The sequence below is a fragment of the Nitratidesulfovibrio sp. D1 genome, from assembly GCF_051133415.1.
Taxonomy (GTDB): domain Bacteria; phylum Desulfobacterota; class Desulfovibrionia; order Desulfovibrionales; family Desulfovibrionaceae; genus Cupidesulfovibrio.
The window spans coordinates 489,129-511,004 of record NZ_JBPGNZ010000001.1 but is presented as its reverse complement, the minus strand read 5'-3'; the positions used below and the strand labels follow the sequence as shown (position 1 = coordinate 511,004).

Sequence of the window (21,876 nt, the reverse complement as noted above, 5' to 3'; positions counted from 1 at the left end):
GTCAGTAGGCTCCGGAGCCCGAACTGGGCCAGTTGCCGTTGAAGCCGCGCAGCACCACCACCCAGAAGGCCCGGCCGGGTTTGCCCCGGTGGGTGGACTGGTAGCGGGTGACCTGCGCGGAGTCGAACATGGCGCCAAGCTGGCGGGGCATGTCCGGCCCGTCGCGCCGCACCAGCACCGCGTCCCAGCCCACCTTGTCGGCGGGCGACGGCCAGATGTCGTACTGGCTCATGCGGCGGCCGAAGTCGGCGCAGTAGGTCACCGGCTGGCCGGGGGCGTAGAAGGCCAGCGAGGCGGTCATGTCGTAGGCGTCGGAAAAGAAGAACACCCGGTCCGGGTCGGGCAGCTGGCGGCGCACCTCGTCGAGGTGTTCGCCAAGGTCGGCCCAGCCCTTCAGACGGGTGGCGGGGTTGTACTGCGGCGGCAGGGGCAGGACGTCCTGCGCGTGCACCAGGCCGAAGGTCAGCACGCCCAGCACCGCCCATACGGGCACCAGCCTGCGCCAGGCGGTGGTGCGCGCGCCCTCCGCGCGGAGGGCGGCGTCGCGGCGGCGGGCGGCCAGCAGGTCGGCCAGGCAGCACGCGGCCAGCATGATGCCCGCCACATAGCTCATGGCGGGCCAGTTGGGATAGATGCGGGTGTGCAGGCTCCACAGGGTCATGCCGCCCCACAGGGGCCAGAACCCGGCGGCCAGCAGGATGTCGCGGCGCAGCAGGGGCGCGTCGGCCGCGGCTTCGTCCGTGCGCCCGGTGCAGGCGTTGCGCAGGGCGCGCCAGCCGCCCGCCAGCATCAGGCCCAGCCACCACGGGGTGATGATGCCCGCCTGCGCGCCGAGGTGCTCGGGCAGGCGGTCCGGGGTCAGGAAGGTCTTGGCGGCCTTGCCCGCCACCCCGGCCAGGGTGGCCACGTGGCGGAAGCTGACCCAGTCGTTGGCGATGTTCCAGGCCAGGATGGGCAGCATGCCCACGGCGGAACCGGCGGCCATCACCGCCAGCACGCGCCAGGCCACGCCGCGCGCCAGCAGGCCGTGGCGCGCGAGGCCCCATAGCCACAGCACGGCCACCCCGCCCATGGCCAGCATCATGTACTTGGCAAGCACGCCAAGGGCCATGCAGACGAACAACAACACCCATGGCGCGCGGCGGCGCGGTTCGCGCGATATCCAGTGCAGGCAGAACAGCGCCCCGGCCCAGCACAGCAGCAGGGGGCTGTCGGTGGTCATCAGCACGCCCGAGGCCATGAACAGTGGCGTGGCGTTGGCAACGAACAGGGTCAGCACGCCCAGCGCGGGCGCGCGGAACAGCCGGGCGACGCCAAGGTACAGCAGGGTCTGGGCCATGGCCGAATTGACCACCGCGCCCATGCGCACGCCGGTTTCCGTGTCGCCCAGCAGGGCCGTCCAGGTGTGGATGAGCCACGCGATGAGCGGCCCCTTGGAGTAGTAGGAAAGTTGCAGCCTGCGCGACCAGTCCCAGTACTGCGATTCGTCCTGCACCAGGTCCAGTTGGCCGGACACCACGAACCACAGCCGGACCAGGGTGGTGACGGCGATGATCGCGCCCGCGCACAGGGCGGGGTTGCGTTCCCAGACGGGGGCCGGGGAGGAAGGGCGGAATTCGGGCCGGTGTATGGATGCGGGCATGCGCGCGAAGCTGACCTGTGGGGATAGGGGGGATGGGGGCGGCGGGCGCGGGCGAAACCGCGTGCCGGGGAGCGTGTCTGGTGTGAATCGTTTTGGTTCGAACCTGTCTGGCGCGAACCTGTCTGGCGCGAACCGCTCCCGAACGGCGCCGCAGGGAATGTAGCCTCTCGGAGTGGGGGTGTCCAGAAGGGCGGGACGCGGCCATGGCGGCCCGCTGCCCGCCCTTCCCGTTCAGGCGTGTGCGGTTGTCGCGGGGCTCTTGCCGCCGCGCGGGGTTTGCTACCTGTACAGCCGCTTGAGCACCTTCAGCTTCAGGTCCGAGCCGGGGGCGAAGCGCAGCGGGATGTCGAAGAAGTTGGAGCCCACGGCGGCCGCGCACGGGGCCGAGAAGGTGGTCAGACCGGCCGGGCCCGCCACCGCGCCGTGCCCGGTTTCGCCCACGCCCCCCTGCGGCAGGCGCGGGTTGGCGAAGTGGGTGGCCGCGTCGTTGATCAGCACGGCCCCGGCGCGGGTAGTTTCCATCAGCCGTTCGCCGCGCGCGTGGGCGGTGGTGAAGGCGTACAGCGCGGTGAGCGCGGGCAACCCGGCCAGGAAGGCCGTGGCCTCGTCCAGACGGGCGTAGGGGCGCACCGCCAGCACGGGGCCGAAGCCCTCCTCGCGCAGGACCGGGCTGTCGTCGGGCACGTCGGTGATCAGGGCGGGCGGCACGTACAGGGCTTCCCGGTCCGGCTGGTTCTGGGAATCCCCGGGGCCGAAGGGCAGGGCGCGCCCGGCGGCCAGCCGTTCCGCCTGGCGCACGAACCCGGCGGCGGAGACCATGCGGCCGAAGTCCGCGCTGGCGCGGGGCTGCGGGCCGAAGGCGCGTTCCAGTTCGGCGCGCAGCGCGTCCAGCACGCGGTCCAGCACGGTGCGCTGCACCAGCAGCACGTCGGGCGCGGCGCGCAGCTGCCCGGCGTGCAGGAACTTGGCCCACACGATGCGCCGGGCGGCCATGGCGATGTCCGCGTCGCCGTGCACCAGCGCGGCGGACGGCCCGCCGGTGATGGCGGCGTACGGGGTCAGGGTGCGGGCTGCCAGCGCGGCGATGGTTCGCGCGCCGCGCGTGTCGCCGTCGTACCACACGAAGTCGGGCGCGGTGGCCAGCAGGGCCTCGTCCGTTTCCGCCCCGCCGGTGACCACGGCCACGTGCTCCGGCTCGAAGTACTGGCGCACCAGCCGGGCCACCATCTCTGCCGTGGCCGGGGCTTCGGCCGAGGGGCGCAGCACCACGGCATTGCCCGCGCCGACGGCGTCGGCCAGGGGCACCAGCAGGCTGCGGAACGGGTCGGCCCAATGACCGTGCACGACCACTCGGCCCAGCGGCTGGCGGCGCACGTAGCTGCGCGCCTTGAACTGCCCCAGCGACGAGAGCACCCGCCGCCCGCCGCAGAAGCCGGGCACGGCCTTGATCAGCCAGTCGATCTCGTGCAGCGCGGGCACCACCTCGCGCACCAGAAAGGGGTGCTCCGGGCGGCCGTAGTCGGCGCGGATGGCGTCGGCCAGGCGGTCGCGGTAGCCCTGCACGCCTTCGCGCAGGCGGCGCAGGGCGTCCACCCGCGCGCCGGAGGGCAGCACCGCGCCCGAGGCGATGAACGATTTCTGGCGCGCGGCCAGCGCGGCCATGTCCTCACCGATGACCGAGGGCCCGGCGACGGAAGCGCCTGCGGCGGCATCGGCAGGGGAGGACGGGAAGGGGGATGCGGAGGGCTGGGCGGAACTGGTGGCGGAGGTCTGGGTCATGGCGCGCTCCTTGGCGGACGTTCCGGCTCGGGGCGGATGCGCCCCGCCCGATGCGGAGGGTTCGGCGGAAGGCTGGCGGCTGGCCGGGGCGCGGGACGCCCGCCGGTACGGTTCGCCATTGTGTACTGATAACGCATCCCGTGTCGCCGCGCCAGTGGGGGCGGCGGGGAAACACGGCTGCGCGGGCGTCTTGACAGGTTTGGCGCTTGCGGTGCAGGGTAGACTGGCCTTCGTGCGGCCCGGCGTCTGGAAGCAGCACTCTGAAACCAGCACTGACGGGGCCGGTCACTGCGGGCGCACGCGACACCGCTTGCGCCCCTTCGGCGTGCCCGTGGCACGGCGCGACGCAGGTGCCCCTTTCCCCATGCCGCGCGGATGCCGCAATGATCCGTCAGGGAGAGTTTTCACGATGTCAAAGGGTTCCAATCAGTTCGACGTCATCGTCGTGGGCGGCGGCCCGGCCGGGCTGTTCGCCGCGTACCATCTTGCCGAGCATTCCGGCCTGCGCACCTGCCTCATCGAGCGCGGGCAGGACGTGCGCAAGCGCAGTTGCCCCATCAACAAGACGCAGAAGTGTCTGAAGTGCAAGCCGTGCCACATCCTGTCCGGCATGGGCGGCGGCGGCCTGTTTTCGGACGGCAAGCTCAATTTCATCCACAAGCTGGGCAAGACCGACCTTACCCAGTTCATGCCCCGTTCCGAGGCGGAAGCCCTGATCGACGAGACGGAGACCATCTTCAACCGTTTCGGCATGGACGGCCCGGTCTACCCCTCGGACATGGAGGCGGCCAAGGCCATCCGCAAGCAGGCCAAGAAGCACGGCATCGACCTGCTGCTCATCAAGCAGAAACACCTCGGCAGCGACTGCCTGCCCGACCATATCGCCTCCATGTGCGCACACATCCGCGACAAGGGCGTGGACATCCGCACCGGCGAGGAAGTGCGCGCGCTGACCGTGGAAAATGGCGCGGTGCGCGGCCTGGTCACCGACAAGGGCGAATATTCCTGCAAGGCGGTGATCATCGCCCCCGGCCGCGTGGGCGCGGACTGGGTGGGCGAACTGGCGCGCGGGCACGGCCTGGCCGTGAGCCAGCGCGGCATAGAGGTGGGCGTGCGCGTGGAGGTGCACAAGGACATCATGTCGGACATCACCGACGTGATCTACGACCCCACCTTCTTCGTGCAGACCGACAAGTACGACGACCAGACCCGCACCTTCTGCACCAACCCGGAAGGGTTCATCGCGCTGGAGAACTACCAGGACTTCGTGTGCGTGAACGGTCACGCCTACCGCCACCGCAAGTCGGAGAACACCAACTTCGCCTTCCTGTCCAAGGTGGTGCTGACCGACCCGGTGTCCGACAACCAGGGCTACGGCACCGCCATCGGGCGGCTGGCCACCATCATCGGCGGCGGCAAGCCCATCCTGCAACGCTTCGGCGACCTGCGGCGGGGCCGCCGGTCCACGTGGAACCGCGTCAACAAGGGCTACATAGAGCCCACCATGACCAACGTGGTGCCCGGCGACATCGCCATGGCCCTGCCGGAACGCATCGTGACCAACCTGGTGGAGGGGCTGGAGCAGCTGAACAACGTCATGCCCGGCATCGCCAACGAGGAAACGCTGCTCTACGCGCCGGAGATCAAGTTCTTCGCCACGCAGGTGGAGACGGACAACCGCCTGGAAACCTCGCTGAAGGGGCTGTTCGTGGCGGGCGACGGGCCGGGGGTCGCGGGCAACATCGTGTCCGCCGCAGCCACCGGACTGATCCCGGCCAAGGCCATCATCGAACGGCTGTAGCGCGGCGGCGTGGCGGGAAACGGCCCTTCGCGTGTCTTGAAAACCGCCGTTCCGGTCTTATGTTCTTGGACGAGACACCAGTCGCGCCCAGCGCGAGGGAGGTGATGCGCATGTTCACCGGCATAGCACGCGTGCCACGGCACGTATGGGACAGCGACCCGGCCGTCCGGGACGACTTCGAGCGGTTGATCGAACGGCTGGAAGGGCTGGCCCTGGATGTGGGCCTGGACCCCGAACGCAACATCTGCCTCACCGACGGCGAGGGGGATGTGCGGGTGGGGATCAGCGAGGAGATGGACATGTATCTCCGCGAGGAACCCGGCACCTGGCGCATGTAACAGGTACCGCGCGTCGGCCCGGAGGGGGTGCACCCCGGCGGATTTTCGGCCGGGAACCGGCCGGGCATGACGCGTGAACGGCACGATGAAGGGGCGCTCCGCCTGTGGTGGAACGCCCCTTTTTCGTGGTCTTTTTCCGGCGCGCCCCGCCTGCGAGCCCCGCCTACGAACAGGACGAGGACACCGAGTTGGGCGGAAACACCCGGATGGCCCAGGTCAGCGCCAGCGCGAACAGCGCCGAGACGATGCCCACGCCCGCGTCCCAGAACGGCGGCGCGCCAAGGGCGATGCGCATGAGCAGGGTGGCGATGACGTAGCCCGAGTTGCGGAACACCGCGTGGAACGAGGGCATGAAGGTCTGCGCCACCAGCACCATCAGGATGTCCGCGAAGATGAGCACCGTGTAGATGGTCTCGAAGAAGTCGAACGACTGGCCGGTGGTGGCGAACATCCAGCCGTCCCACAGGGCCACGCCGATGAACGTCACGAACAGGCCGAGCGCCAGGATCTTCTTGGCCATGACGTAGTGCATGCGGTCCATGGCCGAGGTGATGTACCCCTGCGGCCGCTGCACCTTGTAGTACAGGCCCAGGCACAGGAAGATCACCAGCGCGGCGCTGGCCGACACGATGATGTGCAGCACGGGCTGAAGATCGAGCGACAGGGTGATGGGCTCGTGCATGTGCGAAAGCTCCTTGAAGGAGTTCCGCAGCAGGATCAGCGCGAGGATCTCGAACTGCTTGCCGACGGAGCGCGACAGCGAGCAGGACAGCACCAGGATCAGGCTCATCACTTCCAGCACCAGCAGCATGGTGAAGGCGAAGTTGACGGCCTGGAAATGGTTGGAGGGAACGAAGCGGGTCAGCTCTTCCGGCAGGCCGGTCAGCAGGCCGCGCCGGTTCAGTTCGATGGCGATGATGCCGCCGATGAACGCGAAGATGAGACCGAGCGCCACCCGGCGCTGGGTGCGCGGGTGTTCCCAGTAATGGTGCAGCAGGTCGAAGAGATGGGTGAGTGGTTCGAGGCGGAACATGGTCGTGCCCGGGCGCCGGGGCCTGATGGATGGTTTCGGGTCTTGCGGGCCACGCGGAGTGCGAGCCGCGTGCGCATGTGACCGACGTCGTCCGCCTATAGCAGGAAATAACGACAAACAGAAAGGGATTTGCCTGAATTTTCCGAACCGTCGGTTGGTCCGCCCCGGCATTGCCGTATGGGCTCGGGACCAGGTTCACCGGCAAATCCCTTTCATCGGGAAGTGTTCCGTCGGCATTATTCCGTTGCATCCTCCGCCGGGGTTTACCTGCGGGGCCAGGGGAGCACCCGCGGGCCTCTGCCATGTATGTCTGGGAAGCAGGGGCCTTCCCGGACTTGCATGACCTTTCCCTTACCATAGGGATAAGGCCGCGCAGCGGGGCGTCAAGCGCGGCGGGCGGCGGCTGGCGTTATTTTGTGAGGGGGAGGGGGGCGGTGGAGGATGGACGACTGACATCGCGGCCGTGCGGTCCGTGAGCACGGCGGCCTGCCCAACCCGCCATGCCCGCCGAAAAAACAGTTGACGCGCCGCCTTCCCGTTGGCTATTGAATCGCTCCGCGCCACCGGCGCGCCAGCGCGTCCCCATCGTCTAGCTGGCCCAGGACAACGGCCTTTCACGCCGTCGACAGGGGTTCAAATCCCCTTGGGGACGCCAAATTTCGGAATCGAGAGAGCGGCAAGGTACGAAATACCTTGCCGCTCTCTCGATTTTGCGGGGTTGATCGGGAACGCCAGGCCCGAATTGGTCTTGCATCGGTTCGGTTGGAAATCTGGTCCTGTAGGCTTGTAAAATCACCCACGTGATGGCATATTTTACACCATGAGCAAGCGCACGATACATGTCCGGCTGCTGGAAGCCTTGTCCGACACTCCGGTCGTTTTCCTGCGGGGCGCCCGCCAAACCGGCAAGACAACGCTGGTGAAGCAACTGGCCGAAAAAACTGTCGATACCGATGGCCGTCAATATATCAGCCTGGATTCGGCAACCGCTCTGGCCGGGGCGCTGGATGACCCGACGGGTTTCCTGCAGGGGTTGAAGAAGCCCTTGATCATCGACGAGGCGCAACGCGCATCCGCCCTGGTGCTGGCCATCAAGGAGGATGTTGACCGCGAACGTCACCCCGGACGCTATCTGCTGACCGGTTCTGCCAACATTCTGGCCTTGCCGGGCATTGCCGACTCTCTGGCGGGCCGCATGGAAGTATTGACTCTGTATCCGCTTTCGCAGGGGGAGATGGCAGGTGTCCGGGAAGACTTCATCCACGCGCTGTTCCAAAAGGATTTCCCGTCCGGGAACGCACCGGTTCCATTGACCAGGGACGCGCTCCTGGAAGCCGTCGCCGTGGGGGGGTACCCGGAGGTGCTTGCCAGAAGCAGCCCCAGGCGTCGCGCCGCCTGGTTCGACTCGTACATCACCACCCTGGTGGAACGGGATGTGCGCGATATCGCAACTATTCAGGATATCAGCGGGTTGATCCGCCTGTTGCGTCTGCTTGGCGTCCGTTCCGGCACGTTGCACAACCAGGCCGAACTTTCGCGGAGCGTGGGCGTGCCCGCCAGCACTCTGGGCAGGTATATCCCGTTGCTGGAGGCGCTGTTCCTCATTTGGTTTCTGCCCGCCTGGTCGAGCAATTTGAGCAAGCGGCTGGTGAAGTCGCCCAAGATCCACGTCTGCGATTCCGGTCTGGCCTGCCATCTGTGCGGCGCTGATGCGGCGCGTCTGGCCGACGATTCAATCCTGGCCGGACGGCTCCTGGAATCCTTCGTCGCCGGGGAACTGCTGAAACAGAGCAGTTGGACGGAACATCCGGTGTCGCTCTACCATTATCGCTCGCAAGGCGGCGAGGAAGTGGACGTGGTGCTGGAAGACCGGGCCGGGCGCGTGGCAGCCGTGGAAGTGAAGCTGGCCGCCAGCGTGGCATCGCACGACATCAAGGGGCTGGCGTCACTGCGCGACGCGCTGGGCGATCGCTTCGTCCGGGGCGTGGTCGTGTACACCGGTCAGGAAGCCATACCCATGGGAGACAGGATTCTTGCGGTGCCCATCGGGATGGTGTTTGCAGGGTAAACGCGGGTAGGCAGCGACTTGGGAGGCTCTTTGCCGGTTTTGCCGATCCGCTGGTGCGGACGCGCGGGAGAACAGCAGCCGGGGGTGCCCGCCGGGCGCGCGCGGCACGTCAGCGTTTGGAACGAGGGGGATAGTCGCTTTCCCCGTTGTCTGACAGGCCAGCCGCAATTTCATCCGTTTCCATCCGATTATGGGGTTTGCCGGGGCGACGCCGCCCGCTGTCCCCCCGGCTCCTCGCCCAAGCCCCGCCATGCCCCGCCACGTTGACGCCACCCCGCCGAGTTCCTATGACTGCCGGGTGCGCACCCTCAGCAGCAAACCGGCACTCCGGCCAGACACGCAAGGCTTCGAACCCGTGCCCAGCAGCATCCCTCTGGCCGTGATCCGTGCGTGTGCCCTTGCCGTTGCAGTATCCCTTGCCTGCATCGTCGCCCCCGCCTCCCCGTCCCGCGCCTCCTCCGCCACCCCGGCCCGCGCGGCTCCTGTCGTCCAGCCGCAGGACGCGGCCTCCGCGCAGCGGGTGCTGGTCATCGGCGGCGACAGGAACTACCCGCCCTACGAATACCTGGACGACAAGGGCCAGCCCACCGGCTTCAATGTGGACCTTTCGCGCGCCGTGGGAGAGGCCATGGGCGTGCCCGTGCGGTTCGTGCTCATGGACTGGTCGCGCCTGCACGACGCCCTTGCCGACGGTACGGTGGACGCCCTACAACGCACCCCGTACTCCAACCTGTGGCTGCGCGAGGCGGAACTGACCCCGCCGCACACCACCATCAACCACGCCATCTTCGCCCGCAAGGGCACGCCCGCCGTCTCGTCGCTGGAAGAACTGGCCGGAAGGAAGGTCATCGTCCACCCCGGCGGCAGCATCAACGACATTCTCGACGGCATGGGCTACGAGAAGGACCTGATTTTCTCCAAGACCCCCGTGGGCGGGCTTCGCCGTCTGGCGGGCGGCGAGGCCGACTACGCGGTGGTCGCCATGCTGCCCGGCATGTTCACGCTGGAGCACGACGGCATCGACAACGTGCGCGTGGTGGCGAAAAGCGTCACCAGCCAGCCCTACGGCTTTGCCGTGCGCCACGGCGACGAGGCCACCCTGGCCCTGCTGGGCGAAGGTCTGGCCCTGGTCAAGCAGTCCGGCCGCTATCAGGAACTGCGCCGCAAGTGGTTCGGCGTCATGGACACGGAAGGCATCTCCGCCCGGATGGTGGCGCGCTACGCGGCCGTGGTGCTGGGGCCGCTGCTGCTTCTGCTGTGCGCGGCGGCGCTGTGGACGCGCGCGCTCAAGCGGCAGGTGGACCAGCGCACCCGCTCGCTGTCCGACGCCCTTTCGCAACTGCGCGAGAACCAGCAGCAACTTGTGCAGGCCGACAAGATGGCCGCCCTGGGGGTGCTGGTTTCCGGCGTGGCGCACGAGATCAACAATCCCAACGGGTTGATCCTGGTCAACGTGCCCATCCTCAAGAAGCTGAACGCGGAAGCCATGCGCGTGCTGGACGAGGTGTACCGCGAAAAGGGCGATTTTCCGCTGGGCGGCAGCAGCTATTCGCGCATCCGCGACAAGCTGCCCCGCATCGTCGAGGTGGTGGAGGAAAGCGCCCAGCGCATCCGGCGCATCGTGGACGACCTGCGCGACTTCTCGCGCGTGGCCCCCGCCAGCGACCACCAGTCCTTCGACCTGGGCGAGGTGGCGCAAAAGGCCGTCCGGCTGGTGGGCAGTTCCATCCACAAGGCCACCGCGCGTTGCGACACGCACTTCGCCCCCGGCCTGCCGCCCGTGTGGGGCAACCCCTCGCGCATGGAGCAGGTGGTGGTCAACGTGCTGCTGAACGCCTGCCAGGCCCTGCCCGCGCCCGAAGACGGCGACCCGCGCGACCCGCGCGAGCGGGGCATCACCGTGTCCACCGCCGCCGCGCCGGACGGCAAGTCCGTGGTGCTCACCGTGACGGACGAGGGCGTGGGCATCGCGCCGCAGGACATCCCCCGCCTGACCGATCCCTTCTTCACCACCAAACGCACCAGCGGCGGCACGGGGCTGGGGCTTTCCGTCTCGGCGGGCATCGTGCAGGAGCACGGCGGCAGCCTGGACTTCACCTCCGAACCGGGCCGGGGCACCACCGTGCGCCTCGTGCTGCCCGTGGCAGGCGGCGGCGCGTCATGAGCGGATACTGTGCCGACACCCCGGAAAGCCTCGCGGCCCCCGGCATCCTCCTGGTGGACGACGAGGCGGACTGGCTGGCCTCCATGACCCTACTGCTGGAATTCTCGGCCGGGTTCTCCGACGTGCGCGCCTGCCAGGACAGCCGGCAGGTCATGGACATCCTGGACGCGGGGGGCGTCGGCCTCGTGCTGCTGGACCTGACCATGCCGCACGTGTCCGGCGTCGAACTGCTGGCCGCCATTGCCGAACGCCACCCCGAAGTGTGCTGCATCGTGCTTTCGGGCATGAACCAGTTGGCCACCGCCGTGGAATGCATGCGCCTTGGGGCCTATGACTACTACGTCAAGACCGACGACGAATCGCGCATCGTGGGCGGCATCATGCGGGCCATGCACATGCTGGAACTACGCGCCGAAAACCGCGAGGTGGCCAGCCGCCTGGTGTCGGGCCAACTGCGCAGGCCGGAGGTCTTCGCGGCCATCCACACCCGCAGCGCGGCCATGCACGCCATCTTCGCCTACATCGAGGCCGTGGCCGGAAGCCCCCGCCCCCTGCTGGTCACCGGCGAATCGGGCGTGGGCAAGGAAAGCCTGGTGCGCGCCGCCCACGAACTGAGCGGCAGGCGCGGCCCGCTGGTGGCCCTGAACGTGGCCGGGCTGGACGACGCGGTGTTCGCGGACACGCTGTTCGGCCACGTGCGCGGGGCCTTCACCGGGGCGGACGCGCCGCGCCGGGGGCTGGTGGAAGAGGCGGCCGAAGGTACGCTGTTCCTCGACGAGATCGGCGACCTGTCCATCGCCTCGCAGGTCAAGCTGCTGCGCCTGCTGCAAGAGGGCGAATACTACCCGCTGGGCAGCGACCAGCCGCGCAGGCTGTGCGCCCGCGTCATCGCCGCCACCCACGCGGACCTTGCCGCCAGCGAGCGGGAAGGGCGCTTCCGGCGCGACCTGTTCTTCCGCCTGCGCACCCACCACGTGGCCGTGCCGCCCCTGCGCGAGCGGCCGGAAGACATCGCCCCGCTGCTGGACCACTTCCTGGGCGAGGCGGCGGCGGCCATGGGCAAGCGCAAGCCCACCCCGCCCCCGGAGCTGGCCGCGCTGCTGGCCGCGTATCCCTTCCCCGGCAACGTGCGCGAACTGGCGGCCATGGTCTACGACGCGGTCAGCCTGCACGCCGGGCGCATGCTGTCCATGGATGTCTTCAAGCGGCACATCGGCGCGCCGGAAGCGGCAACCGCCGTGGCCGCCGCCGTGGCGGAGGGCGACAACCCCTTCGCGGGGCTGACAACCCTGCCCAGCTTCGCCCAGGCGGAACGGCTGCTGCTGGACGAGGCCATGGCCCGTTCCGGCGGACGGCAGACCCTGGCCGCGCGGCTGCTGGGGGTCACCCAGTCCGCCCTGTCCAAGCGCCTGAAGGCGCAACGCCGCCGCGACGACGCCTGTTGACGCATTCCCCCGCCGTTCCTCCCCTTTGTTTGCCATGCTTCCGCAACCCTGCCGCCACGCCCGGCGATGGGGTATTCCCGGCGGCATGTCGCGCCATTTGGTAATAGTCGCCAACATGGCGTGAATGCTCGTCTTTCCTCGGAAAGGAAAAATGTCGTTCCCGGCGGCATACCCCTTCGCGTCCTCCCCGTCTCCGTCTTGTCCAAATAGTCACAGGGATTCCGCAAAGTTGCCGGAACGCTCCGGACTGGCATCGTACCTGCTTTCGCGTCGCAGCCACGGACGGGCCGTATCGCTGCCGGCGACGCTCCGTGGCGCGCGCGGCATGGGGCCGCGCGCCGCAACGCAAGGAGAAGGAGTACCTCCAGATGATCAAGGACATGAACGATACCGACGCGACCCGCCGCAACTTCATCAAGGTGGGCATGGTGGCCGGCGCCGCCGCGCTGCTCACCCCCGTGCTGGTCAAAACGGTCCAGGCTGCGGACGCCGCCGCTCCCGCCCCCGCCGCCCCTGCTCCGGCCCCTGCCGCGGCCGCCGCCTCCGGCCCCAAGCTGAAGATGGGCGACGTGCTGCGCGTGGCCCGCGAAAAGCTGTACCCCATCTGCCGCGTGTGTCCGGAATGCGACGGCGTGGCCTGCGCGGGCGAAGTGCCCGGCATGGGCGGCATCGGCTCCGGCCAGGCGTTCAAGAACAACTACAACGCCCTGGCCCGCATCGAACTGGTCATGCGCACCTTCCACGACGTCAAGAAACCCGACCTCACCACCACCCTGTTCGGGCAGAAGCTGTCCATGCCCGTGACCTCCGCCGTCACCGGCGGCGTCACCTACAACATGGGCGGCAAGATGACCGAAGAGGAGTACATCAACTCCATCCTCGGCGGCTGCCTCGACGCGGGCACCCTGGGCTGGGTGGCCGACGGCATCGGCGACAAGATGGAGGTCTTCGAGCGGCGCATCTCGGTGCTCAAGACCCAGTTCGGCGGCAAGGGCATCGTGACCATCAAGCCCAAGACCAACGACGAGATCATCAAGCGCATCCGCATGGTGGAAGACGCCGGCGGCGTGGCCGTGGCCATCGACATCGACTCGGCGGGCCGCGCCGCCCGCGCCGTGCCCGGCCAGACCGTGGAGCCCAAGACGCCGAAGCAGCTGGCAGAACTGGCGAAGTCCACCAGCCTGCCGTTCATCATCAAGGGCATCATGACAGTGGAGGAAGCCCGCATCGCCGTGGACGTGGGGGCCAGGGGCATCTGCGTGTCCAACCACGGCGGCCGCGTGCTCGACTACACCCCGGCCACGGCCACGGTGCTGCCCGCCATCGCCGCCGCCGTGAAGGGCAAGACCACCATCCTGGTGGACGGCGCGGTGCGGCGCGGCCAGGACGTGCTGAAGTACCTGGCCCTCGGCGCGGACGCCTGCCTGTGCGGCCGCCCGCTGGTGCGCGGCGCGCACGGCGCGGGGCGCGACGGCGTGGCCCTGATCATGAACACCATCAAGGACGAACTGACCGTGGCCATGACCCTGACCGGCGTGGCCGACGTGCGCAAGGCCACCTCAAACGTCATAGCAAAGGTGCAGGCATGAAACGAGCCTGGAGTCTCCTGCTCCTGGCTCTGCTGACCGCCTGGCCGGGGCTTGCCCTGGCGACCAGCGAAGGGAAGGCCCTGCGCTACGGCGGCGGAGGCCAGGGGACCGTCATGTTCGACGGCAGGCTTCACGCGTCCAAGGGCTTCCGGTGCGACGACTGCCACTCGAAGCTCTTCGACACCAAGAAGACGGCCCACATCACCATGGCCGACCACTTCACCGACAAGGCCTGCTTCAAGTGCCACAACAACACCGACAAGTCCGACGCCACGGGATACCCCCCCACGGCCTCGCGCGACTGCGCCACCTGCCACCGCAAGGTGGCGTCCAACGCGGTCACCTCCACCGACGCCATGGGCGGGGTCATCGCCACGCCCTTCGCCGGTGACGAGGCGCAAAAGGCCCTGCTGCTGGCCGGCAAGCGGGGCGTGACGGCTCAGAGCACGGCCTGCCTGTCGTGTCACGGCGCGGACACGCCGCCGCACCCGGTGACCGAGCGCGGCCAGACGCTGGACCTGCATATCGACCGGGACGCCTACATGCGCGGCACGCACGCCAACCTGCCGTGCGCCACCTGCCACATCGGGCAGAAGGGCGAAGACAGCTTCCTGCTGCAACCCCACGCGGTGGCCAGGCCAGACAACGCGACCTGCCTGTCCTGTCACAACGTGGGCCTGGCGCACCAGGTGAAGGCTTTCGGGCAGAGCGCCCACGCCCAAAAGCTGGGCGACAAGGTGTCCTGCGACAGCTGCCACAACCCGCACGCCCAGCCGAAGAACCCGGCCAAGGTGGCCTACGTGCCGCTGACGGCCATGTACAACGCCCAGTGCCTGGCCTGCCACGGCGACGCGGGCAAGCTGCGCGAACTGTCGGGGCGATCCGTGCCCGACGCCAAGTCCGCGCACTCGTTCCTGGCCAACTGGGACGCCCACAGCCGTTCGGTGATGTGCGTGGAATGCCACACACCCAACGACGCCGACGGCTCCATGTCCACGCCCGACTCGCACCTCATCGGCGAGAAGAAGACCGCCCTGCGCAACTGCGCCACCTGCCACACCTCGGGCGATTCGCTCATCGTGGTGCGGGCAAGCGTGCACGTGGACGGCGCGGGACCGGTGACCTCGGGCTACTTCCCGCCCAAGCGGGTGATGCCCGGACTGGACGGCCCGGCCGCCACCGGCCTTGCCGCCGTGGCCGCCCTGGTGGCGCTGCACGCGCTGGGCCGCATCGTCACGGCATACATGGTCAGGGCACACATGGTCAGGGCACACATGGTCAGGGGCAGAAAACACCACGGTCCGCTGGTCGCGGAGTTCGTGTATCCGGGCTTCGTGCGGGTCACCCACTGGATCAACGCCGCGCTGTTCGTGGTGCTGGGCTACACCGGGCTTTCGGTGCGCTTCACGGAAAGCCCGTGGGCGCTGGGGCTGGAGGCGGCGACCCGCATCCACAACGCGGGCGGCGTGCTGCTGGCCCTGAACTTCCTGGCTTACGTGGCCAGGGCCTTCCTGACCGGAGACATCCGCCAGTATCTGCCGGGGCCGGGCGAGGGCGTGCGCGCCCTGTTCACCCAGGCGCGCTACTACTGCTTCGGCATCTTCCGGGGCGAACCCCATCCCTTCCCGGTGACGGCGCGGCGGCGGTTCAACCCGTTGCAGCGCGTGGCCTACCTGGTGGTGTTTCTGCTGGGCATGCCGGTGCTCATCGCCTCGGGCCTGCTGCTGCTTCTGCCGGAACCGGCGTCGGCGTCCATCGCCCCTCGCCAGTTCCTGGTGGCGGCGCACTTCGTCATCGTCATCGCCTTCGGGCTGTTCTGCGTGGGCCACCTGTACCTTGCCACCACCGGGGCGACCCCGCTCGGCCTGGTGAAGGGCATGATCACCGGGCTCCATGAACACGAGCAGGACGGCCACCGCCCGGACGGGAAGGACGGCGACGGCTGAGCCTGAGCTGAACCTGCACATGAAGGGGGCCGGTCACCGTCGGCCCCCTTCGGCCAGCGACAAAGCGGGCGCCGGGGATTTTCCCGGCGCCCGTTCCTGTCGGGCAGACATGGCGAAATGGAGGCGGACCGGCCTACGCCCGGAATTCCGCGTGCGGGGGCAGCAGCGGGGCAAGGCCGGTCATGAACCGGTCCAGCGCCAGGGTGATGCGTTCCGAGGCATGGCCGTCGCCGGGTGCGGCGCAGGCCGCCGCCATGGCCGCGCGGTGGGCCGGGTCGTCCAGAAGGGCCGCCGTCTCGCGCAGGATGGCGGCCTTGTCCGTTCCCACCAGTCTGGCGCGCCCGGCGCGCACCGCCTCGGGCAGGTGCGGGGTGGCGCGCAGGGCCAGCACCGGCACGCCCAGCGCGGCGGCCTGCTCCAGCACGTCGGCGGCGTCGGTCAGCACCAGACAGGCCGCGCGCAGGCAGGCCACGAATTCTGGCAGCGGGGGCACCGGCATCAGGCGCACGTTGGGCACCGCGCCCAGCAGCGGGATGGCCGCATCGCGCAGGGGGCGGTGGCTGCCCACCGGCACCAGGAAGCCGGTGTCGCGGCGGGCCAGGGCCAGTTCGCGCACGGCCGCGCAGACGTTCTTCAGGGCCGGGGGGCTGGCGTGCATGCCGTTCAGGCTGACCAGCACGGTACGGCCTTCGGGCCAGGGCCGGGCAGGGACCGGCGGCGCGGCGGCCCGCACCGTAACGGAACCTTTTCCCTCACCGTCCGGAGCCGGTCCCTCCGCCTGCCCGGTTTCCGCGAACCGGCGCAGACTTTCCGCCACCGTGGCCCCGGTGACGGCGATGCGCGCGCCGTCCACACCTTCGTGCAGCAGGGCATCGCGCGCCGCAACCGTGGCCGCGAAATGCAGCGAGGCTACGGCCGCGATGCAGCGGCGGTTGCCTTCCTCGGCCGGGGGAATGCCTGTCCGGCCTTCGGGGGCGTCATGCGGCCCGGTGTCGATGTGGGCCACCGGAACGTTGTTGTGGAAGGCCGTCAGCGCCACGGCCAGGGCCGTGGCGGAGGCACCCTGCACTAGCACGATGTCCGGCCGCAGGCGCGAGACCACCAGCCCGAAGCGCAACACCGCGTTGCCTGCCAGCAGGTGGAACTGGCCCTCGTCGATGTCGCCGGGCAGGCTGAGGTCGATGTCGCACTCCATGTCCAGGTCGTGCAGGGTGGGCACGAACCGGTCGCGGTGCAGGCCCGCGCCGACCACGATGGCGTGGAACCGGGCGGCCCCTTCGCGCAGGGCGCGCACCACCGGCGCGCAGGCGATGGCCTGGGCGCGCGTGCCCACCACCACCATCACCCTGGTCCGGCGCCGGGCGGGAATGTGAACGACGTTGTCCGCCATGGTTGCCTCCGTTCCGGCGGGCGGCGCGGAGCGGGGTGCACGGGTGGAACATTCCCCCGGCACTGCCGCGTGCTTCCGCCGCCCGCACCGCACGATATTTCGCCCAGCCATAGCAGATGCGCGCAGCCGCGTGCGGGGCGGGCGCGGCATCTTTACGCCGGTTGACACTATTTAACGCGGGCGGCGGGCACGGGCTTGCCCTCGCGGCGCGGAGCGGTTAGCCAGAAGGAACGGACCCGGACCCAGGGCCCGCGCCCTGCCCGCGCTTCAGTCCACGCCCCAGCCTGCATCATGACCGCGCCATGACCATGCCCATATGACCATGACCATGCCGACGCACACGCCCCGCCGCGCCGCCGGATGCCCGCAGCCATCCGGCCACCTCCCGCGCCCCGCCGCGCCGGGACGCATGCGCACGCATGGCGTCTGCCCCCGTTGCGGGGGCACGATAGGCCGGGGCCGTCCGTTCGGCCTCGGTACGCTGCTGCGGCGGGGGCTGTCCGCGCCGGTGCGCTACCTGCGGGCGGCCCCGCTGCCCCACGCCACCGGGGGCGTTTCCGCGCTCATCGGGGCCGGTCTGGCCCGCGTGGCGCTGGAAGCGCTGGCGGAAGAGGCGTTGTCCCTGGGGCTGCTGCTGTTCATGCCCGCGTCCGGCTGGTTCGGGCTGGCCCTGCTGTGCGGGGCCGACGGCATGAGCCGCTACCGCGAATACCTGCGGGTGCGCCGCATGCTGGACCGCTGGGGGTACACGCCCCGGCTGCTGCGGCCCCTGGCGTCGTCGCGCTGCCAGCGCGACGCGGCCATGCAGGCCGCGCGCGAGACGGGCTGCGCCGACAGGGCCCGCGCCTACTACCGCGAACTGGGGTATCGCTGGTACCACCTGCTGCCCGACAAGGTGACGGCCAATCCGTTGACATTTCTCGACATACGGTTCCTGAGAGCCACATTTTTACCCGGCAAGCGCTAGGGGCTGTTTCTAAATTGTCCTTTCGCCCGTTGGCATCCGACCCGAAGGGCGCGAAGCGTGCCCGTTAAGCGAGCTTGCGAGCTTTACGGGCATCGTGCGCAGAGCGGTCAAACTTCGCCTGCCATGTCGGTCGAATACGATAAGAGTATACTCCCTCATGGCGGGCTCGTTTTCCTTGCCAACGAACGAAAATCCTAATTTAGAAATAGCCCCTAGGGGGCTGCCTCTGCCGTGCCTTGCCGCCTGCCCGCAATGCGGTGCGGAGCGGACCCGGCGCGGCAAGTTCCTGTCGCGCCGGGGCGCGTTCTGGTGTAGGCTGGCCCGAGGCGGTGGCTGGTTTCCGGCAGTTGCGCCGCCCATTGCGGGGGGAGCGTGCCGGAGATATTCCGGCCCCGACGGGAAGGGGACTACGGGGCGGCGGCGAGCGCCGCCGGGGAGCGCACGCATGGCAGCCGACGACGGCCTTCACGATCACGACGCCACCGGGGTTCGCCCCGTAGCCGGGCAAACCGGCGACATGGCCGAGCACTATCGCCTGCTGCTGGAGCACCTGCCCAGCGGCTATTCCCTGCACGAAATGCTCTGGGACGAGCACGGCCAGCCGCGCGACTACCGGTTCCTCGACGTCAATCCCGCCTTCGAGGCCATGACCGGCCTTGCCCGCGACAAGGTGCTGGGGCGCACCCTGTCCGAGGTGCTGCCCGGCATCGAGCCCAGGTGGGTGGAAATCTACGGCCGCGTGGCGCGCACCGGCGAAAGCGTCAGCTTCGAGCACCGCGACGCGGTGCTGGGCAGGCACTGGGAGGTGCGGGCCTGGCGTCCGGAGCCGAACCGGTTCGCGGTGGTCTTTTCCGACGCCACCCGCTGCCGGGTCATGGAGGACGAACTGCGGCGCTTTTCGGCGTTGCAGCGGGCCATGATCCGCAACATTCCCCTGGACCTGTGGGCGCGCGACGCCACCGGCCGCGTGGTCATGCAGAGCGACATCTCCGTGGCCATGTGGGGCGACCTGACCGTCTCGCCCGACAGCGAGCGGGACGTGCCGGAGGCGACCCGCGCCATGTGGGAGGACGTCAACGCCCGCGCCCGCGCCGGAGAGACGGTGCGCCGCGAGCACGAAGTGCTGCTGCCCGACGGCAGGCGGCGCGTCTTCTCCAGCGTGGTGGCCCCCATCCGCGACGGGACGGGCGAGGGCATCCCCGGCATTCTCGGCATCAATATCGACATCACCGAACAGCGCGCCGCCGAACAGGCCCTGCGCGAGAGCGAGCAGCGCTTCCGCTCGCTGATCGAGAACGCCCTGAACCTGCCGGTGCAGGGCTACGACCACGAGCGGCGGGTGTTCTTCTGGAACGCCGCCAGCGAACGGCTGTACGGCTTCACCCGCCAGGAGGCCATGGGCAGGCGGCTGGAGGAACTCATCATCCCCGAGGACATGGCCGCCGAGGTCCGGCGTGACATCGCCCGCTGGATGGCGGCCGGCGCCGCCCCCCCGGCGGGCGAGTTGCGCCTGCGCCACAAGGACGGCAGCCCGGTGGCGGTGTTCTCGTCGCACGTCATGTTGCAGGGGCCGGGCGGCAAGCCCGAGATGTACTGCATCGACGTGAACCTCGACGATCTGCGCCGTGCGGAACTGGCCCTGCGCGAGAGCGAGCAGCGCTTCCGCTCGCTGGTGGCCAACCTGCCCGGCGTGGTCTATCGCTGCGAGGCCGAGCGGCCGTGGCGGGCGCTGTTCGTTTCCGGCCAGGTCGAACAGCTGACCGGGCATCCGGCGGCGGAATACCAGAGCGGGAGCCTGCCCCTGGAGCACATCGTCCATCCCGACGACCGCGCGCGGGTGGCCGGAGAGGTGAAGGCGGCCAACGACCCGGACGGGCATTTCTCGCTGGAGTACCGGGTGCGGCACGAGGACGGCACCCTGCGCGCCGTCATCGAGCAGGGGCGGCGGGTGCGCGACGAGGAGGGCAGGGAGTTCCTGGACGGGGTGATCCTGGACGTCACCCCCCTGCGCGAGGCCCTGCGCGAACTGGCCGCCGCGCTCGACTTCCTGGACGCGGTGATGGAGGCCATGCCCTCCGCCCTGGCCGGGGTGGGTCCGGACGGGATGATCATCCACTGGAACCGCGCGGCCGAGGAGGCATCCGGCCTCCCGCGCGACGCGGCGCGCGGCCGCCCGGCGGCGGAGGTGCTGTCCCGGCTGGTGGGGACCGCGCCGGAAGTGCACGAGGCCGTGGCCCGGCGGCAGGCCGCCCGCTTCGAGGGCCTGCCCCGCGTGACGGGCGGGAGGCTGCGCCATCTCGACGTGATGCTGTTCCCCCTCACGGGGCAGGCGGGAAGCCCCGGCGTGCCGGGCGCCGTCATCGTGCGGGTGGACGACGTGACCGAACGCACCCGCCTGGCCGACATGCTGGTGCAGACCGAGAAGATGCTGTCGGTGGGCGGCCTTGCGGGCGGCATGGCGCATGAACTGAACAACCCGCTGGGGGCGGTGTTGCAGGGCGTGCAGAACATCGTGCGCAGGCTGGACCCCGACCTGCCCGCCAACGCCCGGGCCGCCCGCGAAACCGGCGTGTCGCTGACGGCCCTGCGCGCCTACATGGAGGCCCGGCGCATCTCGGAAATGCTGGACGGCATCCGCGACGCGGGCACCCGCGCGGCGGACATCATCGCCACCATGCTCGAATTCACGCGGCCGGGGCAGGGGCGGCGCACCACGGCGCGGGCGCACTCGCTGGCCGAGCGGGCGCTGGCCCTGGCGGGCAGCGACTACGACCTGCGCCGCCAGTACGATTTCCGCAAGGTGCACGTGGTGCGGGACTATGCGGAGAACGACGACACCCTGACCTGCGTGCCCACCGAGATCGAACAGGTGCTGCTGAACCTGTTCAAGAACGCGGCCCACGCCATGGCGGAAAAACGCTATCCGGCCGGGCAGACGCCCGCCCTGCGGGTGGCCACCCGGCGCGAAGGCGACGAGGTGGTCATCGTGGTGGAGGACAACGGGCCGGGCATCGAGCCGGAGGTGCGCCGCCGGGTGTTCGAGCCGTTCTTCACCACCAAGCCGCCGGGCGTGGGCACCGGGCTGGGGCTTGCGGTCAGCTACTTCATCGTGGTGCGCACCCACGGCGGCAGCATCGCCTGCGACGGAGTGCCCGGCGAAGGGGCGCGGTTCACGGTGCGGCTGCCGGCGAAGCAAGCGGTGGACGGCTAGGGCCTTCCGGGGTTCGGGGTTGCGGTTGTTTGTGCAAGTTGCCCGCACAATGCGGGCCGTGCTTGCACAAGTTGGCGCATTGTAGCATTCGGGCGTATGCGATGGCCTAAGCGTGCGGAGTCGGGAATGTATCCCGGCATGCACCGCGCGCGGTGGGCGGCACTTTTGCGCGCATCATGCGCCTTCACGGGACGGAACCATGATCGGAGAACTGTTTCAGCCGATGCATCTGCTGGTGGTCGGCATCGTGGCCCTGTTCGTTTTCGGGCCGGACAAGCTGCCCCAGCTGGGCAGGACACTGGGCAAGGCCGTGCGTGAACTGCGCGGGGCCATGAACGAACCCGACGAGATCACCAAGGACAACACGAAGTAGGCAGTGCTTCCCGGCCCGGCGAATGTGGCCCGGCGAATGCGAACGGGCCAATACGAACGGGCCAATACGGACGGGCCAATACGGACGGGACGGGCGCGGCGGTTGCCGTGTCCGTCCCGTTCGTGCCGTT

14 protein-coding genes and 1 tRNA gene are annotated in these 21,876 nt (G+C 69.4%); 11 read left to right on the top strand and 4 right to left on the bottom strand.

What is annotated here, in order from left to right:
* Position 1 precedes the first annotated feature (1 nt).
* The gene (locus ACR4XJ_RS02135) at positions 2–1,642 is read right to left on the bottom strand and encodes an ArnT family glycosyltransferase (protein ID WP_434753655.1); all 1,641 of its coding nucleotides are present in this window, start codon (positions 1,640–1,642) and stop codon (positions 2–4) included.
* 279 nt (positions 1,643–1,921) lie between these two features.
* Entirely contained in the window at positions 1,922–3,421 is a 1,500-nt protein-coding gene (locus ACR4XJ_RS02130; protein ID WP_434753654.1) for an aldehyde dehydrogenase family protein, read from the bottom strand.
* Positions 3,422–3,830: 409 nt separating this feature from the next.
* Between ACR4XJ_RS02130 and ACR4XJ_RS02125 the strand changes: the two genes are divergently transcribed.
* Both ACR4XJ_RS02125 and ACR4XJ_RS02120 read left to right on the top strand, forming a co-directional pair.
* Positions 3,831–5,222 (top strand): NAD(P)/FAD-dependent oxidoreductase, encoded by a 1,392-nt coding sequence (locus tag ACR4XJ_RS02125; RefSeq protein ID WP_434753653.1) that lies wholly within the window; start codon positions 3,831–3,833, stop codon positions 5,220–5,222.
* A gap of 110 nt (positions 5,223–5,332) precedes the next feature.
* Positions 5,333–5,560: a hypothetical protein gene (locus ACR4XJ_RS02120; protein ID WP_434753652.1), complete on the top strand. Its 228-nt coding sequence runs from the start codon at positions 5,333–5,335 to the stop codon at positions 5,558–5,560.
* A gap of 163 nt (positions 5,561–5,723) precedes the next feature.
* On the opposite strand, the gene ACR4XJ_RS02115 is transcribed toward ACR4XJ_RS02120, so the two are convergent.
* Positions 5,724–6,593, bottom strand: a complete 870-nt coding sequence (locus tag ACR4XJ_RS02115; RefSeq protein WP_434753651.1) for a hypothetical protein — start codon at positions 6,591–6,593, stop codon at positions 5,724–5,726.
* Positions 6,594–7,171: 578 nt separating this feature from the next.
* Between ACR4XJ_RS02115 and ACR4XJ_RS02110 the strand changes: the two genes are divergently transcribed.
* The 6 genes from ACR4XJ_RS02110 (at position 7,172) to ACR4XJ_RS02085 (ending at position 15,805) form a co-directional block, all read left to right on the top strand.
* Positions 7,172–7,248, top strand: a tRNA-Glu gene (locus ACR4XJ_RS02110).
* Positions 7,249–7,413: 165 nt separating this feature from the next.
* Positions 7,414–8,661, top strand: a complete 1,248-nt coding sequence (locus tag ACR4XJ_RS02105; protein ID WP_434753650.1) for an ATP-binding protein — start codon at positions 7,414–7,416, stop codon at positions 8,659–8,661.
* Positions 8,662–9,016: 355 nt separating this feature from the next.
* Positions 9,017–10,825, top strand: a complete 1,809-nt coding sequence (locus ACR4XJ_RS02100) for a transporter substrate-binding domain-containing protein (RefSeq protein WP_434753649.1) — start codon at positions 9,017–9,019, stop codon at positions 10,823–10,825.
* Positions 10,822–12,270, top strand: coding sequence for a sigma-54-dependent transcriptional regulator (locus tag ACR4XJ_RS02095; protein WP_434753648.1), 1,449 nt, complete (start codon positions 10,822–10,824; stop codon positions 12,268–12,270). The genes ACR4XJ_RS02100 and ACR4XJ_RS02095 overlap by 4 nt, the downstream gene beginning before the upstream one ends.
* A 368-nt stretch (positions 12,271–12,638) precedes the next feature.
* Positions 12,639–13,859: an alpha-hydroxy-acid oxidizing protein gene (locus ACR4XJ_RS02090; protein WP_434753647.1), complete on the top strand. Its 1,221-nt coding sequence runs from the start codon at positions 12,639–12,641 to the stop codon at positions 13,857–13,859.
* A complete protein-coding gene (locus ACR4XJ_RS02085; RefSeq protein WP_434753646.1) occupies positions 13,856–15,805 on the top strand; it encodes a cytochrome c3 family protein in 1,950 nt (649 codons plus the stop codon). Before ACR4XJ_RS02090 ends, ACR4XJ_RS02085 begins: the two co-directional genes overlap by 4 nt.
* Before the next feature lie 133 nt (positions 15,806–15,938).
* On the opposite strand, the gene ACR4XJ_RS02080 is transcribed toward ACR4XJ_RS02085, so the two are convergent.
* Entirely contained in the window at positions 15,939–17,195 is a 1,257-nt protein-coding gene (locus ACR4XJ_RS02080; RefSeq protein WP_434753645.1) for a UDP-N-acetylglucosamine 2-epimerase, read from the bottom strand.
* A 409-nt stretch (positions 17,196–17,604) separates the two neighbouring features.
* On the opposite strand from ACR4XJ_RS02080, the gene ACR4XJ_RS02075 reads away from it, so the two are divergent.
* The 3 genes from ACR4XJ_RS02075 (at position 17,605) to ACR4XJ_RS02065 (ending at position 21,746) form a co-directional block, all read left to right on the top strand.
* Positions 17,605–18,162 (top strand): hypothetical protein, encoded by a 558-nt coding sequence (locus tag ACR4XJ_RS02075; RefSeq protein ID WP_434753644.1) that lies wholly within the window; start codon positions 17,605–17,607, stop codon positions 18,160–18,162.
* A gap of 445 nt (positions 18,163–18,607) precedes the next feature.
* Entirely contained in the window at positions 18,608–21,373 is a 2,766-nt protein-coding gene (locus ACR4XJ_RS02070) for a PAS domain S-box protein (protein WP_434753643.1), read from the top strand.
* A 199-nt stretch (positions 21,374–21,572) separates the two neighbouring features.
* On the top strand, positions 21,573–21,746 hold the full coding sequence (locus ACR4XJ_RS02065) for a twin-arginine translocase TatA/TatE family subunit (protein ID WP_434753642.1): 174 nt from the start codon (positions 21,573–21,575) through the stop codon (positions 21,744–21,746).
* Positions 21,747–21,876: the final 130 nt, after the last annotated feature.